The 24101-nt window shown below is 71.4% G+C and carries 22 protein-coding genes; 11 read left to right on the top strand and 11 right to left on the bottom strand.

The annotated features are described in order from the left end of the window. Window positions 1-33: 33 nt before the first annotated feature. Window positions 34-1239, bottom strand: coding sequence for a hypothetical protein (locus AB0I79_RS07850; protein WP_357868487.1), 1206 nt, complete (start codon window positions 1237-1239; stop codon window positions 34-36). A gap of 120 nt (window positions 1240-1359) precedes the next feature. Here AB0I79_RS07850 and AB0I79_RS07845 point away from each other — a divergent pair, with 120 nt between their 5' ends. The 5 genes from AB0I79_RS07845 (at window position 1360) to mug (ending at window position 8396) form a co-directional block, all read left to right on the top strand. Beyond that, a complete protein-coding gene (locus AB0I79_RS07845) occupies window positions 1360-2274 on the top strand; it encodes an LLM class F420-dependent oxidoreductase (RefSeq protein ID WP_357868485.1) in 915 nt (304 codons plus the stop codon). Between the two features lie 90 nt (window positions 2275-2364). Beyond that, the gene (locus AB0I79_RS07840; protein ID WP_357868482.1) at window positions 2365-3957 is read left to right on the top strand and encodes a 3' terminal RNA ribose 2'-O-methyltransferase Hen1; all 1593 of its coding nucleotides are present in this window, start codon (window positions 2365-2367) and stop codon (window positions 3955-3957) included. Continuing rightward, window positions 3941-6403 carry a polynucleotide kinase-phosphatase gene (locus AB0I79_RS07835; RefSeq protein WP_357868479.1) on the top strand — a complete coding sequence of 821 codons (2463 nt, stop codon included), beginning with the start codon at window positions 3941-3943 and terminating at the stop codon, window positions 6401-6403. The genes AB0I79_RS07840 and AB0I79_RS07835 overlap by 17 nt, the downstream gene beginning before the upstream one ends. Window positions 6404-6469: 66 nt before the next feature. Continuing rightward, complete coding sequence (locus AB0I79_RS07830) at window positions 6470-7870, top strand: sugar porter family MFS transporter (protein WP_357868477.1); 1401 nt, start codon at window positions 6470-6472, stop codon at window positions 7868-7870. A 31-nt stretch (window positions 7871-7901) separates the two neighbouring features. Beyond that, window positions 7902-8396, top strand: a complete 495-nt coding sequence (gene mug, locus AB0I79_RS07825; RefSeq protein ID WP_357868474.1) for a G/U mismatch-specific DNA glycosylase — start codon at window positions 7902-7904, stop codon at window positions 8394-8396. An 11-nt stretch (window positions 8397-8407) separates the two neighbouring features. Here mug and AB0I79_RS07820 read toward each other — a convergent pair whose 3' ends face one another. Next, entirely contained in the window at window positions 8408-9352 is a 945-nt protein-coding gene (locus AB0I79_RS07820; RefSeq protein ID WP_357868471.1) for a helix-turn-helix domain-containing protein, read from the bottom strand. Window positions 9353-9423: 71 nt separating this feature from the next. On the opposite strand from AB0I79_RS07820, the gene AB0I79_RS07815 reads away from it, so the two are divergent. Further along, window positions 9424-10380: an NADP-dependent oxidoreductase gene (locus AB0I79_RS07815; protein ID WP_357868468.1), complete on the top strand. Its 957-nt coding sequence runs from the start codon at window positions 9424-9426 to the stop codon at window positions 10378-10380. Window positions 10381-10465: 85 nt separating this feature from the next. On the opposite strand, the gene AB0I79_RS07810 is transcribed toward AB0I79_RS07815, so the two are convergent. Continuing rightward, window positions 10466-11254, bottom strand: coding sequence for a CAP domain-containing protein (locus tag AB0I79_RS07810; RefSeq protein ID WP_357868465.1), 789 nt, complete (start codon window positions 11252-11254; stop codon window positions 10466-10468). A 505-nt stretch (window positions 11255-11759) separates the two neighbouring features. Between AB0I79_RS07810 and AB0I79_RS07805 the strand changes: the two genes are divergently transcribed. Together AB0I79_RS07805 and AB0I79_RS07800 are read left to right on the top strand one after the other, a co-directional pair. Further along, a complete protein-coding gene (locus tag AB0I79_RS07805) occupies window positions 11760-12326 on the top strand; it encodes an AAA family ATPase (protein WP_357868462.1) in 567 nt (188 codons plus the stop codon). Window positions 12327-12393: 67 nt separating this feature from the next. Beyond that, the gene (locus AB0I79_RS07800; protein WP_357868460.1) at window positions 12394-14169 is read left to right on the top strand and encodes a PA14 domain-containing protein; all 1776 of its coding nucleotides are present in this window, start codon (window positions 12394-12396) and stop codon (window positions 14167-14169) included. 58 nt (window positions 14170-14227) lie between these two features. On the opposite strand, the gene AB0I79_RS07795 is transcribed toward AB0I79_RS07800, so the two are convergent. Both AB0I79_RS07795 and AB0I79_RS07790 read right to left on the bottom strand, forming a co-directional pair. Beyond that, window positions 14228-14887: a TrkA family potassium uptake protein gene (locus AB0I79_RS07795; protein WP_357868458.1), complete on the bottom strand. Its 660-nt coding sequence runs from the start codon at window positions 14885-14887 to the stop codon at window positions 14228-14230. A 1-nt stretch (window position 14888) separates the two neighbouring features. Then, window positions 14889-15554, bottom strand: coding sequence for a TrkA family potassium uptake protein (locus AB0I79_RS07790; RefSeq protein WP_357868455.1), 666 nt, complete (start codon window positions 15552-15554; stop codon window positions 14889-14891). Window positions 15555-15657: 103 nt separating this feature from the next. Between AB0I79_RS07790 and AB0I79_RS07785 the strand changes: the two genes are divergently transcribed. Continuing rightward, a complete protein-coding gene (locus tag AB0I79_RS07785) occupies window positions 15658-17712 on the top strand; it encodes an APC family permease (protein ID WP_357868453.1) in 2055 nt (684 codons plus the stop codon). On the opposite strand, the gene AB0I79_RS07780 is transcribed toward AB0I79_RS07785, so the two are convergent. Then, entirely contained in the window at window positions 17692-19311 is a 1620-nt protein-coding gene (locus tag AB0I79_RS07780; RefSeq protein ID WP_357868450.1) for an alpha/beta-hydrolase family protein, read from the bottom strand. The two genes, AB0I79_RS07785 and AB0I79_RS07780, sit on opposite strands and share 21 nt — an antisense overlap. Window positions 19312-19378: 67 nt before the next feature. On the opposite strand from AB0I79_RS07780, the gene AB0I79_RS07775 reads away from it, so the two are divergent. Continuing rightward, window positions 19379-20629, top strand: coding sequence for a class I SAM-dependent RNA methyltransferase (locus AB0I79_RS07775; RefSeq protein WP_357868447.1), 1251 nt, complete (start codon window positions 19379-19381; stop codon window positions 20627-20629). Window positions 20630-21126: 497 nt separating this feature from the next. Here the strand turns inward: AB0I79_RS07775 and AB0I79_RS07770 are convergent, their stop codons facing one another. Both AB0I79_RS07770 and AB0I79_RS07765 read right to left on the bottom strand, forming a co-directional pair. Beyond that, window positions 21127-21417: a hypothetical protein gene (locus AB0I79_RS07770; RefSeq protein ID WP_357868444.1), complete on the bottom strand. Its 291-nt coding sequence runs from the start codon at window positions 21415-21417 to the stop codon at window positions 21127-21129. 259 nt (window positions 21418-21676) lie between these two features. Beyond that, complete coding sequence (locus AB0I79_RS07765) at window positions 21677-21916, bottom strand: hypothetical protein (protein WP_357869701.1); 240 nt, start codon at window positions 21914-21916, stop codon at window positions 21677-21679. Window positions 21917-22083: 167 nt separating this feature from the next. On the opposite strand from AB0I79_RS07765, the gene AB0I79_RS07760 reads away from it, so the two are divergent. Continuing rightward, entirely contained in the window at window positions 22084-22347 is a 264-nt protein-coding gene (locus AB0I79_RS07760) for a WGxxGxxG family protein (protein ID WP_357868442.1), read from the top strand. A 210-nt stretch (window positions 22348-22557) separates the two neighbouring features. Here AB0I79_RS07760 and AB0I79_RS07755 read toward each other — a convergent pair whose 3' ends face one another. The 3 genes from AB0I79_RS07755 to AB0I79_RS07745 form a co-directional block, all read right to left on the bottom strand. Then, entirely contained in the window at window positions 22558-22686 is a 129-nt protein-coding gene (locus AB0I79_RS07755) for a hypothetical protein (protein ID WP_357868440.1), read from the bottom strand. A 33-nt stretch (window positions 22687-22719) separates the two neighbouring features. Beyond that, window positions 22720-22860, bottom strand: a complete 141-nt coding sequence (locus AB0I79_RS07750) for a hypothetical protein (protein WP_357868437.1) — start codon at window positions 22858-22860, stop codon at window positions 22720-22722. Between the two features lie 471 nt (window positions 22861-23331). Beyond that, on the bottom strand, window positions 23332-24033 hold the full coding sequence (locus AB0I79_RS07745; RefSeq protein WP_357868435.1) for a hypothetical protein: 702 nt from the start codon (window positions 24031-24033) through the stop codon (window positions 23332-23334). Between the last annotated feature and the right edge of the window lie 68 nt (window positions 24034-24101).

Genomic DNA, 24101 nt, shown 5'->3' with positions numbered 1-24101 from the left:
AATGGAACCTCCCCGGTCAGCGAAATCCTATCTTCAGGGCGGAGTCGCCCAAAGAATTCGTGACACGTCCGGCTTCGGGGTTACTCCGCGCAGTGACAACCACGCCAGGCCGTGACGGGCGGCGTAGCCGGTCAGCGTGCGGGCGTCGCGCTCGCTCAGGTCGCCCTCGTCCGCCAGCACGGGGGTCAGCGCGATGCGCCGCCACACCTGGCCGGGGTCGGCCAGCCCGTGGGCCCGCGCGACCTGCTCGGCCGCCGCGCGTACGGACGCCGCCACCAGGCCCAGGCGCGCGCCCCGGGTGGAGCGCGGCTCGACGGGGGCCAGCAGGTTGACGGTCTCGACCTCGGCGCCCGCCTCGCGGGTGGCGCGCAACATCGCGGCGTCGCCGGGGGCCAGGCCGTCCCGCCGCAGCGGCAGCGTGAAGCTGACCCGCAGCCGCCGCTCGCGCTGCATGGCGTGGATGGCGCGCGCGCGGCGCAGCACCGCGGCCCGGTCGGCGCTGTCGCGCACCTCGAAGTCCACGGCGGCGGCGTCGAACGCGCCGACCACCCGGCGGTAGGCCGCGGCCAGCCCGCCCGGTTTGGTGCAGGTGGCGGCCAGCTCGGGCCCGGCGGGCCCGCCGAACACGGGGGCGGCGTCGCCGCCCAGCGCCCTGAGCCGCCCGATCCGGTTGGCCACCGGGTTCCTGCCCGGGTCGAGCAGGCCCGTGCGGTCGGCGGCGAGGGTGCCGTCCGAGTCCACGAGCCCGGTGCGGTCGGCGGCGAGGACGCTGTCCGGATCCACCAGCCCGGTACGACCGGGAGAGGCAGAACCGTCCCCGTCCACCGGCTCCGTACGGCCGGGAGAGGCAGCGCCGTCCCCGTCCGCCGGCCCCGTGCGGCCGGGAGAGGCAGCGCCGTCCCGGTCCAGCAGGCCGCTCCACTTGGGCGAGCAGCCGTCGCCGCCCGCGACCAGGTGGCCGAGCGCGTACCGGCGCACCCCGGTGCGGCGGGCCTGCGCGGGCAGGTCGAACGTGGGCTGGCGGGCGGTGTCCACGAACGCCACGAACGCGGCGGACGCTCGCCCCGCGGGCGACGCCGGAGTGGTGGCGGGCGGGCGCGCGACCGGGGCGCGCGGCGGCGGAGCGGCGTCCGCCGGCAGCAGGCGCACCACCGCGGCGGTGCCGGCGGCGAGCGCGAGCGCCCCGAGAACGGCGAGCGGGCGCGGGAGCAGGCCGGGCTCCCTCTTGTGCCGAGGCATGGGCCACCCCGAGTGTTCGGTCGGCTACGTACAGCTCTGGCGCTCGAACGTTAGCAAGCCCGTACGGCGCGGCGCGGGCCTTTTCCGGTTCGCGTCCGTTGTGTGCGGATAATGTGGACCATGAAGCTGCGGATCTTCACCGAGCCCCAGCAGGGCGCGACCTATGACGACCTGCTCGCCGTCGCCCAGGCCACCGAACGGCTGGGTTTCGACGCTTTCTTCCGGTCCGACCACTACCAGCGCATCGGCCCGGGCGACCAGGGCCCGGGCTCGACCGACGCGTGGATCACGCTTGCCGGTCTGGCCAGGGAGACCTCAGGCATCAGGCTGGGCACGCTGGTGTCGCCGGCCACCTTCCGGCTGCCGGGGCCGCTGGCGATCAGCGTGGCGCAGGTCGACCAGATGAGCGGTGGCCGGGTTGAGCTGGGCTTCGGCACCGGCTGGTTCGACGGCGAGCACTCGGCTTACGGCATCCCGTTCCCGCCGGTGAGCGAGCGCTTCGGCCGGTTCGAGGAGCAGTTGGAGATCGTCACCGGGTTGTGGACCGCGCAGGACACCTATTCCTTCGAGGGCAGCTACTACCGGCTGGCCGACTCCCCCGCGCTGCCCAAGCCGGCCCAGCGGCCGCGCCCGCCGGTGATCATCGGTGGGGTCGGGACCAAGCGCACGCCGCGCCTGGCGGCCACGTACGCGGACGAGTACAACGTGCCGTTCCACACGGTGTCCGACACCGGTGCGGCGTTCGACCGGGTGCGCCAGGCGTGCGAGGCGACCGGGCGTACCGTGCGGCTGTCGGCGGCGCAGACCACCGTGGTCGGCAAGGACCGCGCGGAGGTCGAGCGGCGCGCGACCGCCATCGGCGAGGACCCCGACCGGCTGCGCGAGAGCGGCCTGGCGGGCACCCCGGACGAGATCGTGGCCAAGATCGGGAAGTTCGCCGAGCTCGGGGCCGAGCGGATCTACCTGCAGATCCTCGACCTCGGCGACCTGGACCACCTGGAGCTGATCGCCGCCGAGGTGCTGCCGCACGTGTAGTACGCGGTTCGCGGCCCATGCCCCGTTCGCGGCGTTTCGCCGGTAGTAATCGGTTGGCGGCGCTTTGCTGGATTACGGCAGACTTGGGGCGTGCTGCTGACGATCACGACCACCGCCAGGCCCGCCACCGACCTCGGCTTTCTCCTGCACAAGCATCCCGAGCGCGTGCAGGAGTTCAGCCAGTCGTTCGGCACGGCCACGGTGTTCTATCCCGAGGCGGGCGAGGAGCGCTGCACGGCGGCGCTCATGCTCGAGGTGGATCCGATCGCGCTGGTCAGGTCACGCGGCAAGAACTCCCCCGACTTCAGCCTGTCGCAGTACGTGAACGACCGCCCGTACGCGGCCTCGTCGCTGCTGGCCGTGGCGCTGGCCGACGTGTTCCGCACGGCCCGCGCCGGGCGGTGCAAGGCCAGGCCCGAACTGCCCGGCACGCCGCTGCCGCTGGAGCTGCGGCTGCCCGCGCTGCCCTGCCGGGGCGGGCCCGACCTGGCACGGCGGTTGTTCGAGCCGCTCGGCTGGGAGGTGGACGCGCGGCCCGTGCCGCTGGACGAGAGCTTCCCCGAGTGGGGCGAGTCCCGATATGTCGGGCTCACCCTGCGCGGCACCACCCGCCTGGCCGACGCGCTCAACCACCTGTACGTGCTGCTGCCCGTCCTCGACGACGGCAAGCACTACTGGGTCGCGCCCGACGAGGTGGACAAGCTGATCAGGGCCGGTGAGGGCTGGCTGGGCGGCCATCCCGAGCGGGCCCTGATCACCCGGCGGTACCTGGGGCGGCGCTGGGCCCTCGCCCGTACGGCGCTGGCGCGGCTGGCCGAGCTGGGCGACGAGACGGAGGAGGAGCTGGAGCCCGCGGTCGAGGAGGACGCGCCCGCCGACGTCACGGCCGCCGACGAGGCGGCCGCCGCCGAAGCCGAGGCCGCCGCCGAAGCCGCCGCCGAAGCCGAGACCGCCGCCGAAGCCGAGACCGGGTCCGCCGCTCAGGCCGCCGTCGAAGCCCCAGCCCAAGCCACCGCTGAAACCGGGGCCGAGGCCCAGGCCACCGCTCAGGAGCAGGCGGCGGCCGAGCCCAAGGCCAAGCCGCTGAACCTCATGCGGCGCGAGGCCATCCTGGCCAAGCTGGAGGAGCTCGGCGCGGTCAGCGTGATCGACCTCGGCTGCGGCCAGGGCGAGCTGGTCGGCGCGCTGCTGGCCAGGCCCAGGTTCGCCCGGGTCGGCGGCATGGACGTCTCGCCGATGGCGCTCACCATCGCCGCCCGCAAGCTGCGCCTGGAGCGCATGCCCGACGCCAAGCGCGCCCGGCTCACGCTGTTCCAGGGCGCGCTCACGTACACCGACAAGCGCCTGTCCGGCTACGACGCCGCGGTGCTCATGGAGGTGATCGAGCACGTCGACCCGCCGCGCCTGGCCGCGCTCGAACGCGTGGTGTTCGGCCGCGCCAAGCCCCAGCACGTGCTGGTCACCACCCCCAACATCGAGCACAACGTCCGCTACGAGTTCCTGACCGGGCTGCGCCACCCCGACCACCGCTTCGAGTGGACCCGGGCCGAGTTCGCCGGCTGGGCCACCCGGGTGGCCGCCCAGTACGGCTACCAGGTCGCCTTCGTCCCGGTCGGCGACGACGACCCCGAGGTCGGCCCCCCGACCCAGATGGGAGTGTTCACCCGTGATCAGCGTTCCTGAGCTCTCCCTCGTGGTGCTCGTCGGCGTGTCCGGCAGCGGCAAGTCCACGTTCGCGCGCAGGCACTTCAAGCCCACGCAGGTCATCTCCTCCGACTTCTGCCGCGGCCTGGTCGCCGACGACGAGAACGACCAGGCGGCCACCCCGGCGGCCTTCGACCTGCTGCACCACATCGTCGGCGTGCGCCTGGCCAGGGGCCTGCTCACGGTGGTCGACGCCACCAACGTCCAGTACGCCGCCCGCAAGAGCCTCATCGACCTGGCCAGGCGGCACAACGTGCTGGCCGACGCGATCGTCCTGGACGTGCCGGAGGAGGTGGCGATCGAGCGCAACGCCGCCCGCCCCGACCGCGACTTCGGCCCCGGCGTGGTCATCAGGCAGCGCAAGGACCTGCGGCGCTCGCTCGGCAAGATCTCCGGCGACGGCTTCAGGCGGGTGCACGTGCTGCGCGGCCTGGAGGAGATCGAGGCCGCCACGATCGCGTACGAGAAGGCGTGGTCCGACAAGACGGAGCTGACGGGCCCGTTCGACATCATCGGCGACGTGCACGGCTGCCGTTCGGAGCTGGAGACGCTGCTGCGCGAGCTGGGCTGGCAGGGGCTGCGGCATCCCGAGGGGCGTACGGCGGTGTTCGTCGGCGACCTGGTGGACCGCGGCCCCGACACGCCGGGCGTGCTGCGCCTGGTCATGGACATGGTCGAGGCCGGCACCGCGATCTGCGTGTCCGGCAACCACGAGCAGAAGCTGGTGCGCGCGCTCAACGGCCGCAAGGTCAAGGTCGCGCACGGCCTGCAGGAGTCGCTCGACCAGCTCGCCGCGCAGCCGCCCGAGTTCGTGGCGCGGGCCAGGGCGTTCATGGACGGCCTGCTCAGCCACTACCGGCTGGACGGCGGCCGGCTCGTCGTCGCGCACGCGGGGCTCAAGGAGGAGTACCACGGCCGCGCCTCGGGCCGGGTGCGCGCGTTCGCCCTGTACGGCGACACGACCGGCGAGACCGACGAGTACGGCCTGCCGGTCCGCTACCCGTGGGCCGACGAGTACCGCGGCCGCGCCATGGTCGTCTACGGCCACACCCCCACCCCTCACCCCGAATGGGTCAACAACACGATCTGCCTCGACACGGGTGTCGTGTTCGGCGGTCACCTGACGGCGCTGCGCTACCCCGAGCGCCAGCTCGTCCAGGTCCCGGCGGAGAAGGTCTGGTACGAGCCGGCCAAGCCGCTGTCGGCCGCCGGCGGCCGCGACCCGGGCATGCTGGACATCAACGACGTGATCGGCACCCGGCACGTGGAGACCAGGTTCGGCTCCCGGGTCAAGGTGATGGAGCAGAACGCCGCCGCCGCGCTGGAGGTCATGAGCCGCTTCGCGGTGGACCCGCGCTGGCTGGTGTACCTGCCGCCGACCATGGCGCCGCCGGAGACCTCCCGGCTCGACGGCTACCTGGAGCACCCGCACGAGGCGTTCGAGGAGTTCGCGGCGGCCGGGGTGAGCGAGGTCGTGTGCGAGGAGAAGCACATGGGCTCGCGGGCCGTGGCCGTGCTGTGCCGTACGCCGGAGGTGGCCGCGGCCAGGTTCGGGGTGGACGACGGCAGCGCGGGCGCGCTCTACACCCGTACCGGGCGGCCGTTCTTCAGCGACACCGCGCCGCTGGTGGAGCGGCTGCGCGAGGCGTGCGCGCCGCTGTGGGCCGAGCTGGGCTCCGACTGGGTGGTGCTCGACTGCGAGCTGCTGCCCTGGTCGGCCAAGGCCGGGGAGCTGATCAGGTCGCAGTACGCCTCGGTCGGCGCGGCCGCCGGCGCCGCGCTGCCGGAGGCGGTCGCGGCTCTTGAGGCGGCGGCCGGGCGCGGGCTGGGTGTGAGCGGTCTGCTCGACCGCACCCGCCGCCGCTCCCGCAATGCTGCCCTGTTCCGCGACGCTTATGCCCGTTACTGCTGGCCCGTCGACGGCCTGGAGGGGATCCGGGTGGCGCCGTTCCAGATCCTGGCCTGCGAGGGGCGGACCACGGCGCTGGAGCCGCACGCCTGGCACCTGTCCACGCTGGCCCTGCTCGACTCGCCGCTGATCACCGCGACCCGGCACGTCTTCGTCTCGCTGGACTCGCCCGAGTCCAGGGCCGGGGCGACCGCGTGGTGGGAGTCGATGACGGCGGCCGGAGGCGAGGGCATGGTGGTCAAGCCCGCGGCGTACGTGCCCGGCCGGGTGCAGCCGGGCGTCAAGGTGCGCGGGCGCGAGTACCTGCGCATCATCTACGGCCCCGACTACACCGAGTCGCTGGACGTGCTGCGGCGCCGCTTCCTCGGCAAGAAGCGGTCGCTGGCGCTGCGCGAGTACGTCCTCGGCCTGGAGGCGCTGTCGCGGCTGGCGGAGGGGGAGGCGGGCTGGCGGGTGCACGAGCCGGTCTTCGCCGTGCTCGCCCTGGAGTCGGAGCCTGTAGACCCGCGCCTGTGAGCCCTGACCCGGGAATACGTGGGTGATCGACGGGTAGTTCCCCGACCATTCGGGGGAGGTGCCTGCATGGCAACGCAACACACCCATCATGAGCATCTGGGGCATGTCATCTTCATCACGGCAGCCGCAGCCATCGGTGGGTTCCTGTTCGGGTACGACAGCTCCGTCATCAACGGCGCGGTGGTCGGCATCCAGAAGCACTTCCAGGTGGGCTCGTTCGAGACCGGCTTCGTGGTGGCCATCGCGCTGCTGGGCTCCGCCCTGGGTGCCTGGGTGGGTGGCGGGCTGGCGGACCGGTGGGGGCGTACGCGGTCGATGCAGGTCGCGGCGGTGCTGTTCGCGGTCAGCTCCATCGGGCAGATGTTGCCGTTCGCCATCTGGGACCTGGCGCTGTGGCGGATCGTCGCGGGCTTCGCGATCGGCATGGCGTCGGTGCTCGGCCCCGCCTACATCGCCGAGGTCGCCCCGCCCGCCTACCGAGGCCGGCTGGGCTCGTTCCAGCAGCTCGCCATCGTGCTCGGCATCGCGGTCTCGCAGCTCGTCGACTACGTGATCGCGCGCCTGGCGGGCGGGGACGTCAACAACATCCTGTGGGGGCTGGAGGCGTGGCAGTGGATGCTCGGCGCCTGCGTCGTGCCGGCGCTGCTGTTCCTGCTGTTCGCCTCGACCATCCCCGAGTCGCCCCGCTACCTGGTCATGTCGGGACGGACGCGGCGGGCCCGCGAGGTGCTGTCCGAGATCGAGGGCGACGACGTGGACCTCGACGACCGCATCACGGAGATCCAGCACGTGCTGCGCACCGAACGCGTACCGGGGCTGAAGGATCTGCGCGGCCGGGCGATGGGGCTGCTGCCGATCGTGTGGATCGGCATCGTGCTCTCGACCTTCCAGCAGTTCGTCGGCATCAACGTGATCTTCTACTACTCCTCCGTGTTGTGGCAGTCGGTCGGCATCAACCAGAGCGACTCCCTGCTGATCAGCTTCTCCAGCTCCATCATCAACATCGTGGGCACGTTCATCGCGATCTCCCTGGTGGACAAGATCGGCCGCAGGCCGCTGCTGCTGATCGGCTCGGCCGGCATGGCCATCGCGCTGGCCACGGCGGCGTGGGCGTTCAGCTCCGCCGTGGGCGAGGGCGAGTCCGTCTCGCTGCCCGACCCGCAGGGCGCGATCGCGCTGATCGCGGCCAACGTGTTCGTGCTGTTCTTCGCGCTGTCATGGGGTGTGGTGGTCTGGGTGCTGCTCGGCGAGATGTTCCCCAACCGCATCCGCGCCGCCGCCCTGGGCGTCGCGGCGGCGGCCCAGTGGGTCGCCAACTGGCTGATCACGGTGTCGTTCCCGGCCCTGGCCGAGTGGAACCTGCCGCTCACCTACACCATGTACGCGATCTTCGCGCTGCTGTCCTTCCTCTTTGTGAGCAAGTGGGTCAGGGAGACCAAGGGCCGCAAGCTGGAGGACATGGGCTGATCACGTCCCTGCATCGGCTACCCTCCGGCACGTGCTCGACGACGTTCTCGGCCCCTCCCTCGACGTGCTGTTCTGCGGCATCAACCCCGGCCTCATGTCCGAGGCCACCGGCCACCACTTCGCCCGCCCGGGCAACCGCTTCTGGCCGGCGCTGCACCTGTCCGGCTTCACGCCGCGCCTGCTGGCGCCCGCCGAGCAGCACCTGCTCCCCTCGTACGGGCTGGGCATCACCAACATCGTGCCCCGGGCCAGCGCCAGGGCCGCCGAGCTGACCCGCGACGAGCTGCTGGCAGGCGGCGAGGCGCTGGCCGGGAAGGTCGCTTCGGCCGGCCCGAAGGTGCTGGCCGTGCTCGGCATCTCCGCCTACCGCACCGCCTTCGCCCGCCCCAAGGCGGTCATCGGGCCGCAGCCGGAGACGGTGGGCGGCGCCCGCGTGTGGGTGCTGCCGAACCCGAGCGGCCTCAACGCCCACTGGACGGTGGCCACCATCGCCGGGGAGATGGGCCGCCTGCGCTCGTCCCTCTGAAGGGCCGCCGGTCAGCCCCGGCCCGCGGCCTGGAAGGTGTGGCGGTAGGACTGCGGCGAGACCCCGATCGCGGCGTGCAGGTGCTGCCGGAGCGACGCCGCCGTCCCGAACCCCACCCGCGCCGCGATCACCTCGACCGGCAGGTCGCTGGACTCCAGCAACTCCCGCGCCCGGGCCACCCGCTGCTGGATCAGCCACCGCCCCGGGCTCGTCCCGACCTCGTCGCGGAAGCGCCTGGCGAACGTGCGCAGGCTCATCCGGGCGTGCCTGGCCAGGTCGGTCAGCGTCAGCGGCTGCTCCAGCCGGGTGAGCGCCCACTCCCGCGTGGCCGCCGTCCCCGTCGCGGACGGCTCCGGCACGGGCTGCTCGATGTACTGGGCCTGCCCGCCGTCCCGCCACGGCGGCACCACGCACCGCCGCGCGACGTGGTTGGCCACCTGGCTGCCGTGGTCCTTGCGTACGAGATGCAGGCACACGTCCACCCCGGACGCCGCTCCCGCCGAGGTGAGCACGTCGCCGTCGTCCACGAACAGCACGTTCGCGTCGAGAGCCACCCGGGGGAACAGCTCACGGAAGCGGGGCGCCAGCGCCCAGTGGGTCGTGGCGGGGCGCCCGTCGAGCAGGCCGGCGGCGGCGAGGGTGAAGGCGGCGGTGCAGATGGACACGATGCGCGCACCGGCCGGGATCAGCGCGAGCGCGTCCGCCACCGGGGCGGGCAGCTCCGCCGAGTCGGGGGCCGCCGTGTACGGAGGGATGATCACCGTGTCGGCCGAGGCCAGCGCCTCCGGCCCCCGGTCCGCCATGATCGTGAAGTCGGCGCAGGTGCGCACCGGCCGGCCGTCGACCGTGCAGGTCACCACCTCGTACAGACCGTCGGCGATGCCGAACACCCGCTGCGGGATTCCGAGCTCGAACGGGTACACCCCGTCCAGCGCCAGGACGACGACACGATGCATGGCAGGATTCTATCGATGGATGGCATTCATGCCACTCCCGCCCGGCCGCCGCACCCCGCAGGCTGGGAACCATGAACGACATGCCCACCATGCGCGCGATCAGCCAGGACGTCGTCGGCGGCCCCGACGTGCTCAAGGAGATCCGCCTGCCACGGCCCGCGGCCGGTCTCAGCGAGATCCTCGTCCGGGTGCACGCCGCCGGCCTCAACCCGACCGACTGGAAGCACCGCTCCATCCCCGGGCTCTTCCTCGGCGAGCCGCCCTTCACCCTCGGCTGGGACGTCTCCGGCGTCGTCGAGTCGGCCGGCCCGGGCGTCACCCTGTTCAAGCCGGGCGACGAGGTGTTCGGCATGCTGCCGTACCCGCACGGGGCCGGTTCGCACGCCGAGTACGTCACCGGCCCCGCCCGCGCCTTCGCACTCAAGCCCGCCGCCCTCGACCACGTGCAGGCCGGCGCCCTGCCGCTCGCCGCCCTCACCGCCTGGCAGGCCCTGGTGGACACCGCCCGCCTGGAAGCCGGCCGGCGGGTGCTGATCCACGCGGCGGCCGGCGGCGTCGGACACCTCGCCGTACAGATCGCCAAGGCCCGCGGCGCGTACGTCATCGGCACCGCCAGCGCCCCCAAGCACGGCTTCCTCCGCTCCCTGGGCGCCGACGAGGTCATCGACTACCGCACCACGGACGTCGCCGAGGCCGTCCGCGACGCCGACGTCGTCCTGGACGCCCAGGGCAGCGACCACGCCATCCGCTCCCTGCGCAGCCTGCGTCCCGGCGGCCTCCTGGTCTCGCTCCTGCTCGACGGCGGCATGGCCGCGCTCGCGGAGGAGGCCGCCCGTCTCGGGGTGCGCGCGGAGGTCATGCTGGTGGAGGCGGACCACGCCGGGATGGCCGCCATCGCGGAGCTCGCGTCCGACGGCCGGCTGCGCGCCGAGATCGCCGGCACGTACGAGCTGGCGGACGCGGCGAAGGCGCACGCGCTGGGCGAGACGGGGCACACGACCGGCAAGCTGGTGCTCACCGTGCGCTGATCGCGCGTGCCGCCGCGGAGCATGAACGGGGCCAGGGCTCCGGACGCCTGGAGAGCCCTGGCCCCCGGTCACAGGCGAAACCCGGTCACCTGGCCGCGAAGTCCTGGGTCCAGTAGGGCGTGCCCGAGGAGTCCTTGGCCACGCCGACCCCGATGAGGTTGTACTTGCAGTTCATGATGTTGGCGCGGTGCCCGGAGCTGGTCATCCAGGACTGCATGACCTGGGCGGGGGTGCGCTGCCCCTTGGCGATGTTCTCGGCCCAGCCGGAGCCTCCGGTGAAGCCGGCCGCCTTGATGCGGTCCGTGAAGGAGCGGCCGTCCTTGGAGGTGTGGCTGAAGTAGTCCTTCGCGGCCATGTCGGCCGAGTGCCCGAAGGCGGCCGCGCGCAGCTGCGGGTCGTGCTTGACGGCGGAGCAGCCGCCCTTGGCGCGCTCCTCGTTGACCAGCCGCACGACCTCGTTCTCCTCGGCGGTGCCCACGGTGCCGGAGGGCGGGGCCGAGGAGGTGGGGCTCGGCGCGGGCGAGGTGGGGCTGGGCGAGGTGGGGCTGGGTGAGGTGGGGCTGGGCGCGGGTGAGGTGGGGCTCGGGCTGGGGGCCGGCGTGCCGCTGCCCGGCGTGCAGGTCAGCTTGGCGGCCTTGGACCTGACCGGGCGGCCGCGGTAGTCGGTGGCCGTCGCGTAGTAGGTGCCGGGCTCGCAGGCGAGCGTGAGCGTGAGGCGGCCCTTCCTGGTGGCTCCGCTCTTGACGACCGGGTCCTTGCCGGGAACGGCCCGCAGGATGCGGATGCGCAGCAGCGCGGAATTGAAGCAGCCGCGCCGGGCGGCCGCGGACTGGATCTTCAGCGTGTCGCTGACGTGCGGCTTGGCCACACTCACGCGACACCGCGCCGCTTCCGACGCCGCGGCAGCCTGCGCCGCGCTCACGGGCGTGGCGATCGCTGCCAGGCTGACGGCTGCGGCGAGTACCCCAAGGGGTCTACGCATAGGGGGTTTCCTCCAGTTGCGGTAGACGCTGGATGGCTCCGCATTCTGTCGGGACCGATACCGATTTGTCATCTAAAACGGAATATTTCCCTAAAGCGGGTGTAAACCAAAGTGATCGTTGGGGCGTCTGCGCAGGCCATCGGGACCGTCACCCGGGAGGACCGAAACCCCCATACGGTCACGGATGGGAGGCCGGCCCCGGCCGCCGCACGGGCCTGATACGCTCCGAATCGGACGGCCCTCCGCGGCATCCCGCGCCCCTCACCGAACCGGCGCTCGCAAGGACACCGCACCCCGCCATCCGGCCCATCGCCGTCCTCTCAGCCGAACGACCAACGGATCAGGACGATCCGTCGTCGAACGGCGTCCGGATCCACGACGAGCGAGGAACGATCCGGTGAAGCGCTACATCCTGACCGGCACCCCGGGAGCAGGCAAGACCGCGATCCTGCGGTGGCTGGAGCTCGACGGCTACACCGTCGTCGACGAGGCGGCGACCGACGTCATCGCCCTGCGCCAGGCCCAGGGCGACGACGAGCCGTGGACCAGCCCGTCCTTCGTGGCGGACATCGCCGCCCTGCAGCGGCGCCGCCAGGAGCGGGCCGCCGCCCTGCCCGGCGACGTGCAGTTCTACGACCGCTCCCCCATCTGCACCTACGCCCTGGCGACCTACCTCGGCCACCCCGTCCCACCGGCCCTGACCCGCGAGCTGGAACGGGCCGCGGCGGAACGGATCTACGACAGGACGGTCCTGTTCGTGTGCAGCCCCGGATTCGTCACCCCGACCGCGGCGCGACGGATCACCTACGAGGAGGCCCTCCGGTTCGAGCGCATCCACCGGGACGCCTACACCTCGCTCGGGTACGAGTGCGTCCCGATCCCGCCGGGACCGCTGGCGGACCGGGTGGCGGCGGTGAAGGAACGGCTCGGAACCGCGCTCCCCGGCGGGCGGCCCGCCGGCTGATCGTTCACGCCGCCGTCATCCACTTCTGTCATGATCCACTGGATCTCGCGACAGCGACAGGAGAACAATGACCTCATTAGCGCGCCGTGCAGTGCGTGCCGCCCTGACGATCGGGCTGGCCACCGCAACGATCTGGACGGCGGGGGCGCCGGCGCAGGCCGCCGCCTCCGCCACCGTCTCGGTGGACTTCACCCGGCCGATCCGCACGCTCTCCCCCGCCGACTACGGCATCGGCATCACCGGGTACGGCAGCGGCTCGTACATCACGAACGACGCCCGGCACCGCGAGCTCCTCAGCGACCTCGCACCGGGGCGGATGCGCATAGAGCTGCACTACGAGCGGCCCGGCGACCACACCAGTCCCATCGTCTGCGGCGGCTACAAGTGCGACACGACCATCACCGGTGACGCCTGGATCGCGGCCATCCGCGACCTGGGCGCGGAGCCCGTCGTCATCCTCCAGGTGGACGGCCGCCAGAGCGCCGAGGTGAACCGCGACGACGCCGTCGCCCTCTACCGGCACTTCGCCGCTTGGGGGACGCCGGTGCGGCGCTTCATCCTGGGCAACGAGCTCAACTGCGCCTGCACCCCGGAGAAGCCGGAGATGACGGCCGCCGAGTACAGCAGCCGCTTCAACCTGATCGCCGACGCCCTCGACGCCGAGGACCCCGGGGTGACCGTCGGCGGCCCCGCCACGGCCTGGAACGACCACTCCTACATCAGGACGTTCCTGGAGGGCTCCGGCGACCGGGTCGACTTCCTCGACTACCACGACTACGGCAACGGCAGCGAGACCGTCACCGACCAGGACCTCCTGACCACCGTCGTCCGCGGCTACGAGACGGACCTCAAGGAGGTCGGCGCGCTGGCCGAGTCGGTGCTCGGCCGCGAGATCGACATCCAGATCGGCGAGTTCAACTCCGACTTCGACGACCCCGGCGGCCGACGCACGCTCACCCACTTCAACACCCTGTGGGGCGCCGCCGCGCTCGGCCAGATCCTGCACGCCGGCGCCGCCGCCTACCAGTACGGCGACAAGAACGGCCAGCTCGGCCTGACGAGCACGGACGGCGAGGGCGGCATCCCGCGCAGCGAACCGCTGCCGATCTACCACGGCATCGGCATGTTCACCGGCGAGGGCCTGTTCCGCCCGTTCGGCACCACCATGGTCGCCGCCACCGCGGACAACGCGCTCCTGCACGCGTTCGCCTCCGACGGGGGCAAGAACGTCGTCCTCGTCAACGTCGGCACCGAGCCCCTGGACACCACGCTCGGCTTCACCGGCCTGACGGCGGGCACGGCGGCGCTCTGGCAGAGCACCGAGGCCGCGTGGGCCCCGCACCGGGCCGGCACGGCCGAGGTCGCGGGCGGCAAGGCCACGCTGACGCTGCCCGCCCGCTCGGCCACGACGCTGGTCATCCAGGAGCAGGGCCTGTCCGCGACCTACTTCGACAACGCCGACCTGACCGGCCCGAAGCTCACGCGCGTCGACCCCGGCGTGAACTTCGACTGGGGCGCCGGCACGCCCGACCCGGCCATCGGCCCGGACACCTTCAGCGTGCGATGGACCGGCAAGGTGATCGCCGACCGCGCGGAGACGTACACGTTCATCACGACCAGCGACGACGGCGTGCGCCTGTGGGTGGACGGCACGCTCGTCGTGGACGCCTGGACGGACCACTCCAAGCGCGACGACAGCGGCCAGATCGCGCTGACCGCCGGCGCGCACGACCTCAGGATGGAGTTCTACGACAACGGCTACGACGCCATCGCCCAGCTCCACTGGTCGAGCCCGTCGATCCAGCGCCAGGTCGTCCCGGCGGCGAAGCTGCTGACCGGCTGACCGAACGGCGCCCGCGCGGGCTTCCCGGCCGGCGCGGGCGCCCGGCGGCGAGGCGGGCTCAGTGCTGGGAGAGCAGGTGCGCCAGCTCCTGCTCCACCTCCTGGTTCGCCACGAAGAGCAGCTCGTCGCCCGCCTCCAGCGGGTCGTCGGCCGTCGGGACCAGGACGCGGCCCTCGCGCAGGATCGCCACCAGGGCCGCGTCCACCGGCCACGGGACAGAGCCCGCGCGCTGCCCCACCACCGGCGCGTCCTCCGCCAGCGTCAGCTCCACCAGGTTCGCCTGACCCTGGCGGAACGTCATCAATCGCACCAGGTCGCCGACGCTGACCGCCTCCTCCACCAGGGCGCTCAGCAGGCGCGGCGTGGAGACGGCGACGTCCACGCCCCACGACTCGTTGAACAGCCACTCGTTGTTGGGGTGGTTGATGCGGGCCACCACGCGCGGCACGCCGTACTCGGTCTTGGCCAGCAGCGAGACCACCAGGTTCACCTTGTCGTCGCCGGAGGAGGCGACGACGACGTGGCAGTTGTTGAGGCCGGCCTCGTCGAGCGAGGCGATCTCGCAGGCGTCCGCGAGCAGCCATTCGGCGCGGGGGACGCTGTCGATCTTGATGGCTCGGGGGTCGCTGTCGATGAGCAGGACCTCGTGGCCGTTCTCCAGGAGCTCGGCCGCGATGGAGCGGCCGACGGCGCCCGCTCCGGCGATGGCGACGCGCATCTCACTCGTCCTCTTCCGGTGCCGCGGCGAGCACCTTGTTGATCCGGTCCATGTCGTTCTCCGCGGCGATGACGTGCAGCACGTCGCCCTCCTGCACCACGGTGTCGTCGGAGATCGTGACGGCCTCCCCCATGCGGTTGAGGAAGGCGGCGCGGACGCGGGCGCGGGCCTCGAGATCGACGACGCGGGTGCCGATCCAGGAGGCGTTCACGGTGACCTCGGCCAGGACGACGGTGCCGGTGGGGTCGCGCCAGAGCGGCTCGGCGCCCTCGGGCAGGATGCGGCGCATGATCTGGTCGGCGGTCCAGCGCACGGTGGCCACCGTGGGGATGCCCAGCCGCTGGTAGACCTCGGCCCTGCGGGGGTCGTAGATGCGGGCCACCACGTTGTCGACGCCGAACGTCTCCCGCGCCACCCGGGCGGAGATGATGTTGGAGTTGTCGCCGCTGGAGACCGCCACGAAGGCGGTGGCCGACTCGACGCCGGCCTCGGTGAGCACGTCGCGATCGAAGCCGACGCCGGTCACCCGCCGCCCGCGGAACCCGGCGCGCAGCCGGCGGAACGCCTGCGGGTCGCGGTCGATGATGGCGACGGAATGTCCGCTGTCCTCAAGGATGTGCGCGAGGGTCGATCCCACCCGGCCACATCCCATGATCACTATATGCATTTCCCCCCGCATCGTCAGCGGTCGGCCGGTTGCTCGACACCAGTATGGCCCCAGGGGGGAGCGCCGCGTTTAGGGCCTCGGCATGGGGCTAGCATCTCGTTACGTGGCGAAGGTAACGGATCTTGTCAAACGCTTGCTCGTGGGACGTGCCCTGCGAAGCGGGCAGCTCCACGAGCAACTACTCCGCAAACGGATCGCACTGCCGGTCTTCGCGAGCGACGCGCTCTCGTCCGTCGCTTACGCCCCCCAAGAGATCCTGGTCATCCTCTCCCTGGCCGGCGTCTCCTTCTACTCCTTCAGCCCCTGGGTCGCCATCGCCGTCGTGGTCGTGATGCTCACGGTCGTGGCCTCGTACCGGCAGAACGTGCACGCCTATCCCAGCGGCGGCGGCGACTACGAGGTCGCCACCACCAACCTCGGCAAGAACGCCGGGCTCACCGTGGCCAGCGCGCTCATGGTCGACTACGTGCTGACCGTCGCGGTGTCCGTCGCGAACGGCGTCGACTACGTCGGCGCCACGATCCCGTTCGTGGGGCAGCACAAGCCCGCCGTCGCCATCGTCATCGTCGTCCTGCTCACCGTGGTCAACCTGCGCGGCATCCGCGAGTCCGGCGCCGCCTTCGCCATCCCCACGTACGCGTTCATGATCTCCGTCCTGGGCCTGATCGCCTGGGGCGGGTTCCGGCTGCTGGTGCTGCACGAGGACATCGAGGCGCCGAGCGCGCACTTCACGATCGAGCCCGAGCAGCACAACCTCACCGCCTTCGCCGCGGCGTTCCTGGTGCTGCGCGCGTTCTCGTCGGGCTGTGCCGCGCTGACCGGTGTGGAGGCCATCAGCAACGGCGTGCCCGCGTTCAGGAAGCCCAAGAGCAAGAACGCGGCCACCACGCTGCTGATGATGGGCCTGGTCGCGATCACGATGTTCAGCGGCATCATCGCGCTCGGCCTGGCGTCGGGCGTGAAGGTGGCCGAGCCGTCGGTGGTCGCCCGCGACCTGCTCAAGCCGGACGGCACGCCCGTCGGCCCCGGCTACTACCAGCAGCCGATCATCTCGCAGGTGGCCGACGCGGTGTTCGGCGGCGGTTCCGTGCCGTTCATCGTGATCTCCGCGGTGACGGCGCTGATCCTGTTCCTGGCGGCGAACACCGCCTTCAACGGCTTCCCGGTGCTCGGCTCGATCCTGGCGCAGGACCGTTACCTGCCGCGCCAGCTGCACACCCGGGGCGACCGGCTGGCCTTCTCCAACGGCATCATCATCCTGGCGCTGGGCGCGTGCCTGCTGCTGTGGGGGTTCCAGGCGGACGTCAGCCGCCTGCTGAACCTGTACATCGTCGGCGTCTTCGTCTCCTTCACGCTCAGCCAGACCGGCATGGTCATCCACTGGACCCGCCACCTGAAGACCGAGACCGACCCCAGGATCCGCCACCAGATGCACCGCTCCCGTGTGATCAACTTCTTCGGCGGGGTCATGACGGGGCTGGTGCTGATCGTGGTGCTGCTGACGAAGTTCCTGGTCGGCGCGTGGATCGTGGTGATCGCGATGCCGGTGCTGTTCCTCATGATGAAGGGCATCAGGCGCCACTACGACAAGGTGGCGGCCGAGCTGGAGCTCACCGAGGACTACGAGCCGGCCATGCTGCCCGCCCGCAACCACACGATCGTGCTCGTCTCGAAGCTGCACAAGCCCACCATGCGCGCCCTGGCGTACGCCCGCGCCACCCGTCCGTCCACGCTGGAGGCCATCACGGTCGGCGTGGAGGGCGACGAGGCGCGCAAGCTGCAGGAGGAGTGGGAGCGGCGGGGCATCCCGGTGCCGCTGAAGATGCTCGACTCGCCGTACCGGGAGATCACGCAGCCGATCCTCGACTACGTCAAGACCATCCGCCGGCGCTCGCCGCGCGACGTGGTGACCGTCTTCATCCCCGAGTACGTGGTCGGCCACTGGTGGGAGCACCTGCTGCACAACCAGAGCGCGCTGCGGCTGAAGGCGCGGCTGCTGTTCAAGCCCGGCGTGATGGTGACCAGCGTGCCGTGGCAGCTCCACTCGTCCGACCGGCTCAAGGGCAGGCCGGAGCCGTTCGCGCCGGGGGCGGTGCGGCGGCCGTGGCACCACACGGCCAAGGAGGAGTCGCAGCGGCTAGCCGACAAGCGCCCGTAGCCGCCACGTGTCGTGCGGGCCCCAGCCCGGGGGCGCGGCCACGGCGGCCCAGCCGTCGACGATGTTGGCACCGTACCGGTGGCCGTGGCCCGGCGGCACGTCCAGCGCGCTCGTCATGTCCACCAGCACCTGCCAGAACGTCACCAGCGGGAACCAGTTCATCTCCGGGTTCACTCCCGGCCCGCGCGGGCCCTCCAGCCACGCGGGCCTGCGGTAGATCAGCCGGGGCGACCACCACACGACGGGGTCGGAGGCGTTCTGCAGGTAGACCACGCGCGGGCGCGGCCACGGCGCGGCCGGCCGGTGCAGGTCGGCGGGGTGCTGGGCGAACCTGGCGGTCCTGCCGTCCTGGTAGACGGGCCGCCACACAGGGCTGCCGCGATCGCGGCCGCCGGTGAGGCGCTGCCAGATGGGGTTGGCGTTCGGCGGCCCCACGAACACCGCGCCGTCCGCCCGCGCCACCAGGTCGGCCAGGTCACCGAACGACTGCTCCAGCTCGTAGGAGCCCAGGCTCTCGCCCGACAGCAGCAGCCTCGGCCGCGCCCCGGCCGGCAGCCGCGCCCACCGCTCGCGCACGGCCTCGAACAGCGCCCTGCCCGCCGCCGCCGCCTTCTCCCTGTCGACCAGGAACGACACCCAGCTCGGCAGGTACGAGTACTGCATCGCGACCATCGCGGAGCGGCCGTTGTACATGTACTCCAGGGTGTCGGCGATGTGCGGGTCGACCCAGCCGGTGCCCGTGGTGCCGAGCACGGCCAGCACGGGCCTGCCGAACGCGCCGGTGCGCTCCAGCTCGCGCACGGCCAGCGCCGCCTGGGCGGCCGGCGAGGCCGCGCTGTCAAGGCCGATGTAAACCCTGATCGGTTGCGTGGCCGGCCTTCCCGAGAAGGCCTGCAGCCGCGCGGGCGTCGCCGCCGTGCCGGTGAACCGGCGGCCCTCCCGGCCCAGCGACTCCCAGCTCACCAGCGACCTCGGCCCGCCCGACAGGTACGCCGAGGCCGGCGGGCGCACGCCCGGATGCGTGCCCTCGTTCGCGACGGAGGAGATGTCGCTCATCCTGGTCACGAACCCGTTGAACAGCACGTCGTTGGCGAACACCGCCACCAGCGACCCGATGACCAGCACCCCGACGGCATGACCCACGTACGCGGGGACGTACCGGTCGAGCCAGGCGTTCAGCTTGCGCCCCCCGAGCCGGACGAGCCTGGCGGCCAGCAGTGCCGCGCCGAACAGGACGAGCGTCACGGCCAGGATCACCGGCGGGAACCAGGTGATCCGCGTGTCCATCCCCATCAGCGCCCGCAGGTCGCGCTGCCAGTCGAAGCTGTACCACAGCGCCACCACCGCCAGCACGCCGCACCCGGCCAGCATCACCCGCCAGGCGGCCCGCCGCCCCCGCCCGGGCAACCGGATCACCGTGCGGCACAGCGCGCCGATGGCCGCGCCCACCGCGTACCCGAGTATGCCGGTGACCGCCCCCATCACCCCCTGGTACAGCCACGTGCGGGGCAGCAGCGACGGTGTCAGCGAGGCGCAGGCGAACAGCGTGGCCACCAGCGTCCCCCCGAACCCGAGCCGCCGCCGCACCACCCTTCCCATGGACACTCAGCGTAATGGATCAAGTCCGATAAGTGGTCATCCGGGTAAGGGCACTAAGGTGTCGGATGTGGAACAGGTATCTCTCGAGTTGACGGTAGGTCCGGTCGCCCATGGCGGCTGGTGTGTGGCGCGCCACGAGGGGCGGGTGGTGTTCGTACGGCACGCCTTGCCAGGCGAGCGGGTGATCGCCGACGTCACCGAGGAGACCTCTCGCTTCCTGCGGGCCGACGCCGTCGAGATCCTCGAGGCCTCCCCCGACCGCGTCGTCCCGCCCTGCCCCTACGCGGGCCCGGGCCGCTGCGGCGGCTGCGACTGGCAGCACGCCACGCTGGAGGCCCAGCGCCGCCTCAAGGCCCAGGTCGTCAGCGAGCAGCTGCGCCGCCTGGCGGGCATCGAGCGCGAGGTCGTCGTGGAGGAGGTGCCGGGGGCCAAGGACGGGCTCGGCTGGCGCACCCGGGTGCAGTTCGCCGCCACCTCCACCGGCGAGCTCGGCTTCCGCCGGCACCGCTCGCACGACATCGAGGTCGTGGACGCCTGCCTGATCGCCCACCCCGAGGTGGAGGCGGCCGGCGTCGAGGACCACCTGTGGCCGGGCGCCGCCGGTGTCGAGGTGATCGCCTCCTCGGGCGGCGACCGCGCCGTCGTCGTCGCCCCGCGCGCCCGGCGCAGCGTCACCGTCCCCGACCTGGAGGCGCCCGCCTCGGTCCTGCTCGACCAGGGCAAGGGCCGCACGGTGCCGCGGCGCGGCTCGGGCGTGCTGCACGAGCAGGTCGGCGACCGGGAGTTCCGGGTCGCCGGGAGCGGCTTCTGGCAGGTGCACCCCGGGGCCGCCGAGACCCTGCTGGACGCGGTGCTCGCCTACGCCGCCCCCGAGCCCGGCGAGTGGGCGCTCGACCTCTACTGCGGGGTCGGCCTCTTCGCGGCCGGCCTGGCGGAGGTCGTGGGCCCGGAGGGAGCGGTGTTCGGCCTGGAGTCGGAGGCCGCCGCCGTCCGCGACGCCCGCGCCAACCTCCGCGACCTGCCCCAGGCCCGGGTGGAACGGGGCCGCGTGGAGGAAGCCCTGGACCGCTTCCAGATCGAACGCGCCGACCTCGTCGTGGTGGACCCGCCCCGCGCCGGCCTGGGCCGTGACGTGGTGGAACGCATCGTCTCCCTGGACGCCCTGCGCATCGTCTACGTGTCCTGCGACCCGGCCACGCTGGCCAGGGACCTGGCCTGGCTACGCGACGGCGGCTACACCCTTTCCGACCTGCGCGCCTTCGACGCCTTCCCGATGACCCACCACGTGGAGTGTGTGGCACTGCTGGTCCGGGAGTGAATCATGCCCTCGCCAGCAGTTGGACAACAGAACGCGTTTCATATCGGGTCAGATTGATTCTGGCATTCTCAAAGATCATGACGCATGCGTAGCGCACGATCATGAAAGCGCCCCGCCATCCATCGGATGACGGGGCGCCCGCGCGTCCACACTCCTACTCCTCGTCGTGGGGCGGCTCCGGCCCGACGAACGACCCCAAGTTCGGACGCGTATATAAGGCCGCGCTTCCGAAGGTCGTCGAGCGCCTTAGCGCCGCCAGAAGAACGCCATCGGATGGCACGTGTGGTTGCGCTGTGTTGAACCTGAGGCATCGACGTTGCTGGAGTCCCATCTCAATGACGTCCTTGAACTGCTTCATCGCGATAACGTGACGATCCGCCTCTCCAAGGACGGGCTCGACCACGACAGCGTGGCAATAGCCGTCAACACGAAGAAGCCCTCGCCCCCGGTCCGTAGACCAGAGCGAGGGCTTCTCGTTGCACGGCGACGTGCCTCGTTCAGTTTTGGATCTGCACGCAGTCGGTCGCCCACAAGGATCGTGTGATCGTATTGGTGATCTCCGCCGTCCGGCAGAAGTGGTACGCCGGCGGTGCCGCGATCGTCACGTCAGCACTTCCTGCCCCGCGGCATCCGTTGCCCGAGAAGTCGTAGTGCGCTCCGACAGGCGGGAACGTCTGGCCGCCGAACAGGCACACGTAGTCGTAGTCCTGAGCGTGCGCCGGGACGGCCACCGTGCAGGCCGCCAGCAGCGCCGCGCCCATAATGGTGGCGAAGCGTTTGAGGTACATGCCTCGACCGTAGAAGCGCAGTACAAGGTCGGCCTAGATGCGATTCGTCACCTGACGGCAGGTGTTCCTCACACGCGAAGAAGCCCCGCCCCCGGTCCCGTAGGACGGACACTGAACTTTTTTCATCCTCACGCCGCCTGCGCAACTCGGTGATTCTGCAGGACGGCGATGGCCTTGCGCAGGTGGCCGGCCTTGCTCGGGCTGCAGCGTAGCTGGCGGAGGATTCTCCAGCTCTTCAGCTGGGCGTTCGCGCGGCCGGTCAGGCAGCGATTGTTGCCGGGGTCGTCAAGGAAGGCTTGGCCCAAGACGTACGCCATGCCGCCATCGCGGTGAGCTTCTGCCAGCCCGGCTCGTACATGCGGGCTTCGAGGTCGGCGATGCTCTCTTGGAGATGGGAGACCATCGCCATCGCGGCCCGCTTGTCCCGGACGACCTCCGCCAGTTCGGTACGGCCGGTTGCCCGATACAGAGTCTCTTGGATGCGGGAGGCGATACCCACGAACGGCCTCCCTCGGAGAGCGTGAAGGTGTTTGATGCCCTCAGCCGGTGGCATGAGGGCCCCTAGCAGGGAAAATTGGACATCACCTCGCCGGAGGCCTTCCCATCGGGGAGGCCGCGCCAGAAGCTTCCGCACATTGCTGGAAGCCACCAGATCGGGGGAACCCAATGCGTAAGACGCTTACCGGGCTTGGTCTAGCGTTCATCCTTACGCTCGCCCCAGCCGCAGCAGCAGCGGCTGACTCGCCAGCCGGGCCAGCCGCACAAAGCCAGGTCACACCCGCTCCACGAGACAACGACAGAGACGACGGCGGCAACGAGGGCCTGTGGGGTCTGCTAGGGCTGCTGGGGCTGGCCGGTCTCGCAGGTTTGCGTAAACGCCGCGAGTACACCGGAACTCGTCAGCACTACGGCGACCAGCCGCGCCCGTAACGTTGGGTCCCCGATGAGGCCCCTTGGCACTTGGCCGGGGGCCTCCCGATCGGGGAACACTCAGTACGGGCTCATGGAGTACGCGGCCAGGTCGTCATCCAGGTCGTCGCCGTCCTCGATGGTCTCCCGGGTATGGCGACGGCCCCGAGCCTGGGGAAGCTCGGGGCCGTCTAGCCTGCGGTGATCCGGCCGCAGGATCCTTGATGATGTTCAGGCCTGGGTGCGTGGCACTCTGTTGTAGTCCTCGCCCGCGATGGGCTCCACCTCGTACGCCTGCATCCAAGACTCTTCCGTCTTGAGGTCGCCCCGGTAGCCAGGTACGTCCAGCGTGTACGCCACCAGCGCTTCCCACTGGCCCGTCGAGGCCTTTCGCTACTGGAGCAGCAGCCCGGCCTTGGCCGGGTGGGAGGGGAGGCGTACCGAGGGAGGGTCCTGCATGGTGGCGACCCTACCCGTCGGGACGAACAGGTATTCGATAAGGTCGCGGTTGGGTCTAAGACGGACTTCACCCACGAGCGCGCCACCTTGGCCGGCATCGCGAGTTCGTCCTGAACCATCTGGATCGCCTGCTTCAGTTGGCGAACGCGACCGACAAGCTCGGTCGCCCTCAGAGCGTCCGTGTACTTGAGGACGCGGCGCTGCCGGATGCTGTGGAAGCCAGCCGAGCACCACGCCGAACATCAGGTAGGCGCCCACTGGCACCAGTGGGTCCGCCCTGACATTGACGCCCCAGAACCGAGGTGCTGCCCCGACTGCGGCATGCTGTGGGGAATCATTCCCGCAACCGGGGACGGAGACTTCCGTGTACGGGGTGCCGTCGTCGACGAACCCAGTGTGGAGGTTGGTCCAGTCGCCGGCTTGTGGGGTCCACTCCGGGAACGCGAGTCTGGCGGCATGGTCGCGGATAGCGGCGACCCACTTGTCCTCCCCCGAGGTGGCCGTACTCCACAGTGCCAGGACAGCAGCCAAGAACAGGCAAACGCCTTAGCAGGTGAGGGACTTGTCCACAGGGTCTGGCACCCGTTGGGCAGCCACGTAAGCGGCGTCGCGTACCTCGTTCAGCCATCCTGCCGGACGTAGATCCGGGATGGGGTGGCGGAGGGGGTTGAACCGCATGTCCGCGTCCCCGATCGGCGGCCCAGACAGTTCGACCTGGCCGAAGAGCTGCCACGGACCCGACGGGGCGGCAACGAGGAGTTCAAGGAGGAGCGGGCCGGATTCGACAGCCTGCGCGACAGCGTCAAGCGCGGCTGGCAGCGGCGTGGGCGTGTGGAGCAGCGCGCCGAGCAGCAGCCGCCGACCGTCTGCCTGGTAGGGGAACAGCGAAGTGTACAGGCCTGTCCACTGGGTTGTGGGGCGGAGCAGCCGCCGTCCGAGCGTGGTGCGGCCGGTGGTGGCCAGCAGCAGGTCGGCGGTGGCGTCGTCGTCCTGCCAGCGGAACGCGAGGCCGAGGATGTCCGGGAGAGGCGCCGGTACGCCTATGGAGCGGGACAGTCGGGCGACGCCGCGCAGGGATATCCGCTGGTCCAGGAAAGCGGCACCCCACCGGTTTGGTGCGCCATGCAGACGCAGATGCGCGTCGAAGATCAGCCCGGACGGATGGAAGGGCCGCCCCCGGCGCAGCCGTGCGGCGGTGCCGAACGTAGCAGCCAGCGCGGACCGTACAGCGGAGGTGTACCACTCCATGGCGTGCCCCCTTTAGCGCGGCGACTGCGTCTTCGGGACGGCTGCTACCCGAGGTGGCGCTGGGGAAT

This window comes from Nonomuraea sp. NPDC050202 (assembly GCF_040656115.1).
GTDB lineage: Bacteria > Actinomycetota > Actinomycetes > Streptosporangiales > Streptosporangiaceae > Nonomuraea.
Note: the sequence above shows the minus strand (reverse complement) of the source record. Positions and strands in the feature narration are given on the sequence as shown.